Origin of the sequence: Sporolactobacillus sp. CQH2019 (assembly GCF_028765345.1) — a bacterium.
GTDB lineage: Bacteria > Bacillota > Bacilli > Bacillales > Sporolactobacillaceae > Sporolactobacillus.
On record NZ_JARAJZ010000016.1, the window covers coordinates 64,600 to 75,894 of the forward strand.

Genomic DNA, 11,295 nt, shown 5'->3' on the forward strand with positions numbered 1-11,295 from the left:
TTTCACCCAGGTTTCAGTAATTGTTGCTCCGGAATGTGTTTCAAGGGAATAAGATAAGCACGCTCAAATTTGGAGTGTAAATAAAAACATCGAATGTACGCCTGGATTCCTCTATTCTGAATATGATAGGAATTTTAGTTTCTTCCAGATAAATACTTTGGGTTCATGTAGGCTAGTTTGATACTTAAATGCAGATGTAGCATCTTTTTTGTATGCAGTCAGATTTCAATAGATGTGGAGTGACCTGAAATGTCAGAGCTACAAATAAATACTGCAATTTTCCCAAGGGTAATGAGTATGAGCACAAAAGGGTCAAATGATGAACGTCCGATAAGCATAGATTTGCCTAGAGGGGCAAACTTACTATATTTACAGGGCCTAAAAGACAAGGAGGAAATAAAACTTCTTACAAAATATGCAAATGGGGAACAACTTTCTGATGATGATTTTAAAGCAATGTTTAAACTTTTTATTACGAATACCCCACGACTTAAGCCTTCAGCAATAAATAATAGTAATGCTGATCCCCTAAATCTTTTTGGAGTTGAGATTATTAGCAATAAAGGCAAAATTAAATTTAAATTAATTGATCAATATATTCCATACATTAGGGTAGATACTTGGGAATTCATCACTTTAGATCTCTTGAGAAATACATATCTTAACATTATTAATAAGTATGATTTTAATGGAATTTCTATTTATCTAGGATCATGGAAAACTGAAACTGACGAAATTAATCAGTCATTATTAAATTCTTTAAGAAGTGCGTTTATATTCACGATAATCGGATTTCTTTATGGCGATAATAGGCATTTGTATAATTCGTTTACGGATTATTTCAATCACGAATTTTCAAAAAGAGTATCCTTTATTAATGGAAGCTGGAAAACTAAAAAACCAGGAGAGAAAATTGAGTACTTACCAATATTCGACAGTTTCTATAATTTGAAGGGCTTAAATCCAAAAACATTAATTGAAGTAATACATGCAATTCTTGATAATGAAGAAATTATTATAGATGATAAAGAAATGATTAGAAATACTTTAATCGATGGTGCTGAGCAGTTCCATAAAAATATTAACACCCAAGGTCAGTTGCTAGAGCAATCGTTAATCAAACCTGTTGTTAATTATTTGATTGAATTAGAAACAGCGGCTGATGATTTGAAGGCTGCCAAATCATTATTTGAGCAAAGGCTATATAATCCAGCTACGAATAGATGTTACTATTCAATGATGCATTCTTCAAAAGCGTTACTTGAAAAAAAGCACATGCTTAAAGATTGGGAACCCAATGTACTTAATGTTAGAGAAAATCACAAACAATTAGAGGGAAAATTAAAAAAACTTACGGAAAATCATATTTTAATGAGACAATTCCTTAGCGATTTTCAATACGTTAAACAAAAAAGGTGGATTGCAGATTATGAGATTTCAAAAATTGATAAAGTGGAATGTAATGATTGTGTTTTAAGAGCAGAGTCATTTCTTTCAGAAGTAAAGAGAATAACAATGTAAGTCACTCTTAAGATAATAGTTATAAACTCGAATGACAGTTGAAAATTAGTTAGACAGATTGAATTTTAAAGGAGTTTAGCTCAAAAATTCCCCATAACAAAAAAGCACTGCTAAATGGCGGTACTGATGTTAAGATAGTTTTACGGACACATTTTAGTTAAACTGATATTATCGAAAGGATGTGTCCCATATGGGAAGCGGAGAGGCAAACAAAAAATTTAGCGATGAGTTCCGGAAATGATCGTTGAATTTTACTAGTCAGGAACTCCAAAGAGTTCAGCAGCGAATATGGCGTATCTAGCCTTTATCCTTTTAGTTTGCCAATCTATCAACGAAGATAAGGTAGAAGCAAAAAAAGCATTTCTTCAAATGCTAATGAAGAAATGCTTTAATTTTTCTACCATAAACACTCTATGCATATGGACTCCGTTTAACAGTTCTACATTAAAATCTTTGGAAATAAAGGGCTTTTTAAGTTTTTTTAAGGTCTCCACATCTCTTATTCCAACAGTACTATAAATAGTAGGATTAAGATTTGTTTTACTCGAATAAGAATCAAACTATTCAATATAATCACTCCGTTTACTTTGCTCATCTGCCTCCAATGAGCAACAGATATCTGGTAACGTTAAGGCTGGCATCAACGCCAAATGCCAATTTTTTAATTTTATTGCATCGGAAAGTGCATTTATATATGGCCGCATTGCTTCTCTCAAATTCATATTATTGCCTCCCTTGGATCTATATGTCGCATCTCACATGTACACAAGATCACATTAATAATGGATATTCGTTCCAGTAGCCAATAATCCTGCATACCGTCAGTTCTTGATGTCATACCTTTCCATCCGTGACAAATTATATATTTTTTTACATTGGCCATATTGTCGTCTCAATCTGCATGATTATCAAATCAGACGTTTCTGCATCCATTATACCAAATTCAGATAATATTTTAAAAATTGAATTGACAAGCTAATAATGCACCAAATGCAAATTCTTATTCGAGGCGTTATCAAAACTGATTAAGAAAATAATAGATCAACAGCGTTCCTTCAAACAATGAATGAAGGAACGCTGTTTATACTCAGAAATGGAATTACATCAGAGGGTGTGGTCACAAGAATGGTCACGAAATTATCCAGACATAAAATACAAAATGGAAAGCAAACGTCTTATTTGCCTGTTTTAATAGGCCTTAGAAACAATGTAACACGTAAAATACGAATTGAAATTGAAATAAGCTATGTGGGTTTCCTAAACCATACGTCAACTCTGAAACTGGTGTCAAAACTGGTGCCGAACTTATCCTGACAGTAAAACTAAAGCGAGTTGAAATAGAATAAAGGCTCTACGAGTAGGGCAAATTCAGACTGTTTAAAACATAAAAAACAACACAAAGCACATGGGCATACATGGTAAGGAAGGGGTCGCTGGTTCAAGTCCAGTTGGAAGCTTAATCGTTTTTTTCTTTTGCAGCAGCGCTTTTGGGTTTTCCAAGCGTTGCTTTTTTTCATCGGTGTTATCTTAGCGACCGGTGGCGGCGTATAAAACAGTCGGCCGAATGCGGGTCTGAATTATGGTATAATATAAATATAAGGATGTGATTGAAATGACCGAATCGGAAGTTAATGATGCATTTCAATACGCAAAGCATTCCCTGGAACTTGAAGGGTTTAAGGTTACAGCGGACGACGAGAAAGCAATGAAGGATGTATTCACTGGAAAGATGAGCCGAGAGCAGCTCATCCGGCAATTAACGGAGTAAGCCAATGTATGATGCGCGTTCCGTTTATTGTTATCCGGGCACGGATGTCTTAATCAATAAGTTGAATATTCGGGATCAAAACAGACTGGACGCCAGTGAAAGAAAATTATCCGGTATCCGTCTGATGGAATTGATAAAGAATCCGGTCGCTGATCAGAAGTGGAATCTTGTCCATCTTAAAACAATCCACCGGCATATTTTTCAGGATATCTACCCGTTTGCCGGAGCGCTCCGAACCGAGCAGATTAGCAAGGGGAATTTCAGATTTGCGAGCCCGCTTTATATCGGGAGTGAAGCGGATCGTATCTTTCAAGCATTAAAAAAGGAACAGTATCTAACAGGCCTGCGTAAAAACAATATGTGTGAGCGCATGGCCTATTATTTTTCAGAAATTAACGTACTACATCCCTTCAGGGAAGGAAACGGGCGAACGGAACGAGAATTTTTAAGAACCTTAGTCTTGAAAAACGGATACACGCTGGATTTTAAAAAGATTAGCCGCTCGGAATTGTTAAAGGCCAGTGAGCGTTCCGTCATAGATGCCCATGTTTTGATACCGCTTTTTAAAAAGGCAATTTTAGAGGACACACCCAGTCCAGCGCTTATTGCAGAATGGAATCGTCATCAGGGAAAGGCCTTTTTATGAGCTTCCTGAACATTTCAAGAAACGCTGCAAAAAAAGTAACCGTGGATATGGCTTAGAACCATAATGCTTTGAAACACAGTTCAGCTGGGACATATTTTAATGCATGGAATGTAATCAAATTCTTCATGACGCAGCCAATATTAATGTACAGGTGTGTTATGGAGCTGCTTCCTAGACAAACAGCGAGGGTGATTGTTAAAACCAAAACCGCGCGGAGGCTAAAGTATCTGTTTTTAAGCACTACCGAGATGCCGATCTCATGCCTGGTTGACTCATATTTTATTACCATGGTTAACTTTACACAACTTTCTGTGATGTTCATTAGGGAAGCAATCTTGGATTCATAGCCTTTATAAACACGCTCAGATTTTACTTGATTTTTTCCTCCATGATAAGGAAGAGGTTACTGGTTCAGATTCAGTTGGAAGCTTGCTTGAAAAATATGGATGCATCAAGGAATTCAGTCTATTGACTACCTTGATGCATCTTTTATATTTTCAACTGTTCGATTGTGAACAAAGTCTGTTCATGCTTCGATCAGGGCAACAAACCCACTAGTGGGAACCTTAACAGTGTTCGGATTTGAAAGTGCCGGAATAATGAAACTATCTTCTTCAAGAGCGTACATAAAGCCTTTCAAAACATCTTTAGCCATATAGGGCATTTTGAATGTCCGTTCCTTCCGAGCTGCAGCCGGGGAGATCCGGAAAAGTGATCGTATATCCCTCACTGCCATCCGTACCCGGATCAAACACGGCAGGGTAGATATATTTTGTCAAGATAAAGCCTTCATAGGACAAGCAGGACTTAGCCCAGTCCTGCCTATTTCGTATTTTATTTAAAGTAAATACGTGACCGCGAATGAAGATGAAAATATATATTCAAATTTTTGATTCAATTTTTATCAATCAGATCGCTGATTGAGTAAAACCGATCATTTAAATGGCTTATATCAAAATTATTGCGGTTTTGCTCTTTTTTAACAAGCGTCAAATATTGTGAACAGTGTGAATGGCCTACATTCGTTTTAGTGCAGGGTTGTGCCGTTCTATAAAATCCAGAATATTTGAGGAGCATTCATCGGTCTTTCCATCTATTGGCTTTTCGAGGATGGAAGCTGTTAAAACAGCGAAATAGCAAAAGAGGTATTCAACCCATTTTATTTGACTACTGTAAACTGTAGATGGCCGCACAGGTTTTGGCATAGCGGAAGTACTGGTAAACAGCCGTTTTTTCCGAATCATATGCGCAGTCACATTAATGCCTGGCCGCCTCGGTCAGACTATAGATCGTCACAGCTGTAATTCCGTGCGGCGGCACAGAATTTTTCTGACCACAGTTCAGAAAATATTACTTTGACAGATGGAACTATCCGTTGTATGATTACACTGTCAGATATAGTTCTATCAGATACTACTCTGTCTGACATTACTCTATCTAACATAATTAATGGCAAGCAAGAAAGGGAGGACCGCCAGTGATCAGCAGCGATATCATCAGGGGACATCTGGAGGGCATTATCCTGCGGCTCATCTACGAAAAAGATCGCTACGGTTATGAAATCTCAAACGAAATTGCGAATCGGACCGATCATAAATTCCGGATTAAAGAAGCGACGCTGTATGCCGTTTTCCAAAGGCTCGTGAAAAAGGGACTGATCGAATCCTATCTCGGCGATGTCTCTTTCGGCAGCCGGCGCCGCTATTATCGAATCACAAGTCTCGGCCGCGCTTATCTGAAAGAGGAGATTCGCAACTGGCATGAAGCACGCGATATCATCAATATTTTTATGGAGGGTTTGCCATGAACGAGATCGAAGCACACATCCGCAAATTATTTGAATCAGTTCCGGAAAGCAGCCGCAAACGGGAGATCATGCAGGAAATTACGCAGAATCTTAATGAAAAGCTTTCCGATCTCATTCGGCAGGGGCAGCCGCGCGAACTCGCGGTCAGCAAAACGATCGAAGATTTCGGCGACATCGACGATTTAAAAGCAGAGCTGGAGAGCAGTGCAAAGCTGATTAAGGTGAAGAAGGACGGCCTGGCACTTGCCTTTTCAGTCTGGGGTTCCGTTCTGATTATCGCACTCGCGCTGTTTGCTAATTTCTACTACACACCGCACATCATCTGGTTTGTCTATCCGACTTTTGCCGTGCTCTGGTGGCCGCTGCCGCTGTTCTTCCACTGGCTGCGCATCAGGAACAATGTGCCTATCGGCTTTGGATTCTCAGTTTGCGGCTTTATACTGATCGCCTGCCTGATGCTGTTCATTAATTTCTACTACACACCGCATATTATTTGGTGCGTTTATCCGATATTCGCCGTCGTCTGGTGGCCGCTCTCGATGCTGTTTTATCGCTTGCGCCAAAAGAACAAGGAGGAGGATGGCTCTTATGAATGAGAAAAAGGACAGCCGTAAGTACCTGATCGGTTTTTCGCTCACTGGCAGCCTCATCATGATCGTGTTCTTTGCTTTCATTAATTTCTCGACCGGATCAAGCTTCCCATGGTTCATTTTTCCGGCATATGCCGCCCTGTGGTGGCCGATTTTGACGATGGCCGTCGGCCGGCACTCCATCAAAATGCTGTCGCTTGTCGGCAGTTTGGCGACAATTGCCCTGCTTGTGGTAACGAATTATCTGACCTCATGGAGTTATCCGTGGTTTCTGTTTCCGTCGTTTGCCGTGCTCTGGTGGCCGCTCGCCCTGTTCTTTGGTGTAAAGAACAGGAAGTGGTTTTCAATTGCCGGCTTCATCGTGCTGGCAGTCTTCTTCATGATCACCAATCTTGTGGTATCTCCTGCCGTCGTCTGGTTCTATGATGCGATATTCGTTGCTGCTTGGTGGCCGCTCAGCGTCTTATTGGCAAAACCGGGAACGATTAAAGCTTATTCGATTTTTGGTGCCCTCGTCATCCTTGCTTATCTGTCGTTCAAAAACTTCACAGAAACACCGCTCATTCCGTGGGCTTTGCTGACTTATTTCCCGGTACTTGCATGGCCGGCAAGTGTCCTGCTTGGCCGTCGTCTGGGCAAGCTCAATACCGCGATCACCGGTTGCGCGGCCGGCATCGTCTACTACACAGCGCTGAATATCACTCTGTTTCCGGGCTTCCCATGGGCAATTTTTCCGGCATATGCGCTCCTCTGGTGGCCGCTCGCGATCGCTCTTGGAAAACGCGAACGGATGCTGCCGCTCTCCATCATTGGCGCGGCACTCACCGCAGTCCTGTTCATTGTGATCAACGCAATCACGTCGCCGGGCACGATCTGGGCCGTTTACCCAATCTTTGCGCTGGCGTGGTGGCCGCTGGCAATCTATTACTTCGTCTGGCGGCGGGCGGCAGAAAGACTGAATCCGTCGGCACGGTGAAAAAAATAGCGTTAAATGCCGTGCGCAGATCTGGCGTACGGCATGGGTCGTCCTTCTTTATGCAAAGTTCATTTTCGATTTTATTGAAGACGCAGGCATACACTTATAATTCTTCGTGTGTCGCCGGATCCTGATTGGTTACTCTTCCATCTGTCCAATCCAGTTCAATAATTTGCTGCACTTCCCGCTCGCTCAGCTGGAAAGGGTTAAATTTTCTATTTGCCGTTCTGTGTGCCGGGAAAGCGGAATGGGCAGTGTCCCTAACTGATATTCCCAGCGTAAAACGATTTGAGCCGGCGTTTTGTTATATTTTTGCGATAATTGTTTTATCAAGTCAATTTCCAGAATGTGATTCTCTCTGATTCCGAGCGGACTTCAGGCCTCGGTCAAAATGTTGTATTTCTGATTGTACGCCCACTGTTTTTCCTGGCTGAATATCGGGTGCAACTCTATTTGGTTAATGACCGGAAGCACTCCGGCCTCCGAATTTATTTTGTCTAAGTGTTCAGGCAGAAAGCTGCATACACCGATCGATCTGACTAAACCTCACTGCTGAGCGTCAATCAACGCCTGCCAGGCTTCGATGTATAAGTCACGTTCGGGATTCGGCGAATGAATTAAGTATAAATCGTAATAGTTCAGGTTCATCCGATACAGTGATTCTTGAATCGCCATGACGGCCTGCCTATATTCATGATATCGGCCGGGGAGCTTCGACGAGATGAATAATTGTTGACGCGCTGTGCTGCGGCGGATGGCTTCTCCGACGGTTCCCTCTTTTCGTAGTTATACGCTGTATCAAATTAACCGATGATCGTCGTTTCAATCGCATGAACCCCTGTTGTCCCCTTTAATCCGGATGTTCCGAAGCCGATCGCCGGCAACTTAAGCCCATCGCGTCATGCAATCACTGGTACTGTCATATTCGATCTGCAGCTTCTTTTTTCATTTATCATAGGCTCATTAATATTTATCAATGGGTTCCAGATCGTCATTTGCCTGTCTTTCTACGGTCCAGACGGCATTCAAGAATTGCTGAATGATGTTCAGTTTTTCAGTGGGAAATGCGGACAGGCATTTCTTCAGACGCTGATTTTTAAGCACCAATAGCCGGTCGTGTTCCGAAGCGATCCGTTCCCCCAATGACGTGAGCTGATATTGCCGGGCTCTGGAATCTTTGCTGTCCGTTTGCATGGTCAGCAATCCGCGGTGCTCCAGCCTCGTCAATTGTTTGGATAGCGTCCCTCGTAAGATACCGAGTTTGGCCGCTATATTTATGGCATGGCTGTGCGGATATGCTTTTAAAAATGAAAGAATATGCAGATTTAGCGTCGATAGATCTCTCGCCTCCGGTACCTGTTTGATCAGCCATTGTTTTTCTTGATCATCATTATTATCCAATGCCAGGAGCCCGTGATATAACGCTAATATCTGTTCTTCGGTCGTCATTTCTGCACCTCTAATATCTGGCATCCCTGCGGGAAAAGTTGTATACTGAGCATAGTTTTTGTTTCCACGGAAACTATTTTGCCATAGATAACTTAGAAAATCAATTGCGATACAGTCATTTTTTAATCCAGCAAATGAAAGGGCGGTTACCATTGGAATCGCAGCTTGTTTCAAAGAAAACAAAATTAGCTATTTTAGCAACAGGGGCGCTTTCGTTTATTGGCATATTAGTGGAAACGGCCATGAACGTGACTTTTCCGACCTTAACCCGCACATTAAATGTATCCTTAAATACCGTTCAATGGGTAACTACCGGCTATCTTTTATTAGTCACGCTTGTTATGGGAACGACAGCCTATTTGTTAAAGCATTTTGATGCGCGCCGGTTATTTCGGATAGCCGCCATTCTGTGTGTTTTGGGTACATTGCTCTGCGCTCTGGCCGATAATTTTCCGATTTTACTGATCGGCCGTTTAGCGCAGGCAGTCGCCACCGGCCTGGCAACACCGTTAATGTTCCATTTAATTTTCTCGCTCATTCCTGTTAAGAAGCTGGGCGTTTATACCGGAATCGCCAGCATGATTACTTCGTTCGCGCCTGCTCTAGGCCCGACTTACGGAGGATTGCTCAATCATTACTTGTCCTGGCGCATGATCTTCTGGTTTGTTTTGCCCGTCATTCTGGTCATTACCCTTCTAGGGGATCGAACAATCCGTTTAAAATCAGACCGCAGTTCAGCCAAATTCGATTTTTTAGGTATGAGTGAATTAAGCTTATTTTTTATCAGCCTAATATGGGCTTTTAACGAAGGGGGCGGCCACGGTTTTCTTAGCCGGAATTTCTGGGGAACGCTGCTTATCGTTTGCATTGCTTTCGCTCTGTTTGTAAGACACATCAAAAGCGGCGGCCGGCAGCTATTGGATTTTACAATTTTAAAATCTCCCTTAGTCAGCTGGCGCGCCGTAAACTTTTTTACATTGCAATTTATCAACATCGGCATCTCATTTGTTATTCCTATTTTTGCTCAGGAAACGCTCCATTATAACTCGATGATGGCCGGTCTGATCCTCTTGCCGGGCTCGCTGCTTGGTGCGATCGTGTCGCCTCTTGCCGGACGTATCTATGATCGCTATGGGGCCCTGACGCCTTTATTAATCAGTAATTTTTCAATGCTGATCGGCTCATTCCTGTTTTTTTGGCTCACGAATCGCTCGACACTGCTAATGATTACGTTGGTCTACCTTTTTCTGCGTTTTGGCTTTAATTTTGGTTTCGGGAATACGATGTCTGATTCCAGTAAATTCGTGCCGGCCTCAAAAAAGACCGATTTGAACTCGCTGTTTAATATGCTTCAGCAATATGCCGGGTCACTGGGCACAAGCGTACTCTCGGCAGTTATTTCTGCCGGCGAATTAAGCAGAAGCGGACAGCAGGTTTCTGCCGCAGTAGCAAACGGCAGTCACTTTGATTATCTTTTATTAACCATCCTGGCACTTGTCGGCCTGCTTTCAACCTTGCTTGTCTCTCGGCTCAATCATAGCCGCCATGGCATGAATTTAGCAAAAGATAAACCGTTTTAGAGATGTAACCAGGCGAGAAATATATAGATTACAGTTGGAAACTCTCATAGATGTAATACTGGCAGGATTTTCGGACATCCGAAACCCTGCTTTTTTTTCGGGCACACAGGGAAAAAGGATAGAAAAATCGGGGCTATTTGGAAATAAGAATTAAAAAATAGGAGAGCGCTGCGTTCAGAACTCCCGTGATGCGATCACTTGTCTTGAAACCGGGACAATTTTCAAAACAGTACATGTCTTACCCTATACATGCGAAACAAAACAAGAAAACGTATATTAATATTTGTAGAGCCCGCTTCCTATCCAAGCTGCGCTCACTTTAGCCTCATCAATCACTTTTTATCGGCGGCTTTTTCCCTGTATTTTTTATTAAATATTAAAGAGTCTTTGACTTGATAAATAGCATAAAAGAAGAGAATATTATTGGGGAAAATGTTTCTAAAATAGTCCTAAATAAACTCGGCAAAAATTCTGAAGAAAACTTACAGAAAAAAATATCAATCAGCAACCAATTGATTGAAGGCAATTCTGTCTTATCTTTAAATGGAGAGAACAGTTAACTCGAAAGATCCCCGGATTGATGAGAGACGCCGGGTTATAAGCAAGGAGCAGACGCGTCAGGCAGGTGCAGCTCTGGAGAACGGCTTATTTCTTTGTCTTGAACCCCCTTTCACAGCAAGACATTCCCTAATTCAGGTCTTATTACATCTCCCCGTTGAACTCACATTTTTCAGAACCGCTTTTTGCAAATTTTCCGTCCCCTTTCGAATGTGCTGACCGGTGCGGTTCGTAATGTTCATACAAAGGATTTAACTTAATCCCCATTTATCCCTCCCTCTATAAAATAAATGTTTTCTTAGAATATCTCGTGTTTTCTCCGAATATCTAGCCTATCTGTTCTAAACTGAGATTGAAGTATGGATAATGCAGACAAATCATCAAAAATATGGATGGAATT

General features: G+C 41.6%; 10 protein-coding genes and 1 pseudogene. 7 read left to right on the forward strand and 4 right to left on the reverse strand.

Translation table 11 applies throughout. The features are described 5' to 3' along the window. Nucleotides 1-249: 249 nt before the first annotated feature. Nucleotides 250-1,521, forward strand: a complete 1,272-nt coding sequence (locus OYT88_RS18265) for a HEPN domain-containing protein (protein WP_274401800.1) — start codon at nt 250-252, stop codon at nt 1,519-1,521. 560 nt (nt 1,522-2,081) lie between these two features. On the opposite strand, the gene OYT88_RS18270 is transcribed toward OYT88_RS18265, so the two are convergent. Then, nucleotides 2,082-2,243 carry a hypothetical protein gene (locus OYT88_RS18270; RefSeq protein ID WP_274401802.1) on the reverse strand — a complete coding sequence of 54 codons (162 nt, stop codon included), beginning with the start codon at nt 2,241-2,243 and terminating at the stop codon, nt 2,082-2,084. An 890-nt stretch (nt 2,244-3,133) separates the two neighbouring features. Here OYT88_RS18270 and OYT88_RS18275 point away from each other — a divergent pair. Beyond that, nucleotides 3,134-3,289 carry an antitoxin VbhA family protein gene (locus tag OYT88_RS18275; RefSeq protein WP_274401803.1) on the forward strand — a complete coding sequence of 52 codons (156 nt, stop codon included), beginning with the start codon at nt 3,134-3,136 and terminating at the stop codon, nt 3,287-3,289. A 4-nt stretch (nt 3,290-3,293) separates the two neighbouring features. Continuing rightward, nucleotides 3,294-3,935, forward strand: a complete 642-nt coding sequence (locus OYT88_RS18280) for a Fic/DOC family protein (protein ID WP_274401805.1) — start codon at nt 3,294-3,296, stop codon at nt 3,933-3,935. Nucleotides 3,936-4,461: 526 nt separating this feature from the next. Here OYT88_RS18280 and OYT88_RS18285 read toward each other — a convergent pair. Then, the gene (locus OYT88_RS18285) at nt 4,462-4,590 is read right to left on the reverse strand and encodes a hypothetical protein (RefSeq protein WP_274401806.1); all 129 of its coding nucleotides are present in this window, start codon (nt 4,588-4,590) and stop codon (nt 4,462-4,464) included. An 822-nt stretch (nt 4,591-5,412) separates the two neighbouring features. Here OYT88_RS18285 and OYT88_RS18290 point away from each other — a divergent pair. The 3 genes from OYT88_RS18290 to OYT88_RS18300 are packed head-to-tail and all read left to right on the forward strand — an operon-like array spanning nt 5,413 to nt 7,308. Next, the gene (locus OYT88_RS18290) at nt 5,413-5,742 is read left to right on the forward strand and encodes a PadR family transcriptional regulator (RefSeq protein ID WP_274401808.1); all 330 of its coding nucleotides are present in this window, start codon (nt 5,413-5,415) and stop codon (nt 5,740-5,742) included. After that, nucleotides 5,739-6,338, forward strand: a complete 600-nt coding sequence (locus OYT88_RS18295) for a permease prefix domain 1-containing protein (RefSeq protein WP_274401809.1) — start codon at nt 5,739-5,741, stop codon at nt 6,336-6,338. Before OYT88_RS18290 ends, OYT88_RS18295 begins: the two co-directional genes overlap by 4 nt. Beyond that, the gene (locus OYT88_RS18300; RefSeq protein ID WP_274401811.1) at nt 6,331-7,308 is read left to right on the forward strand and encodes a hypothetical protein; all 978 of its coding nucleotides are present in this window, start codon (nt 6,331-6,333) and stop codon (nt 7,306-7,308) included. The genes OYT88_RS18295 and OYT88_RS18300 overlap by 8 nt, the downstream gene beginning before the upstream one ends. A 103-nt stretch (nt 7,309-7,411) precedes the next feature. On the opposite strand, the pseudogene OYT88_RS18305 reads toward OYT88_RS18300, so the two are convergent. Further along, nucleotides 7,412-8,192, reverse strand: a pseudogene (locus tag OYT88_RS18305) (aldo/keto reductase). Between the two features lie 79 nt (nt 8,193-8,271). Next, nucleotides 8,272-8,757 carry a MarR family winged helix-turn-helix transcriptional regulator gene (locus OYT88_RS18310; RefSeq protein WP_274401812.1) on the reverse strand — a complete coding sequence of 162 codons (486 nt, stop codon included), beginning with the start codon at nt 8,755-8,757 and terminating at the stop codon, nt 8,272-8,274. Between the two features lie 152 nt (nt 8,758-8,909). Here OYT88_RS18310 and OYT88_RS18315 point away from each other — a divergent pair, with 152 nt between their 5' ends. Then, nucleotides 8,910-10,337: an MFS transporter gene (locus OYT88_RS18315; RefSeq protein WP_274401813.1), complete on the forward strand. Its 1,428-nt coding sequence runs from the start codon at nt 8,910-8,912 to the stop codon at nt 10,335-10,337. Nucleotides 10,338-11,295 lie beyond the last annotated feature (958 nt).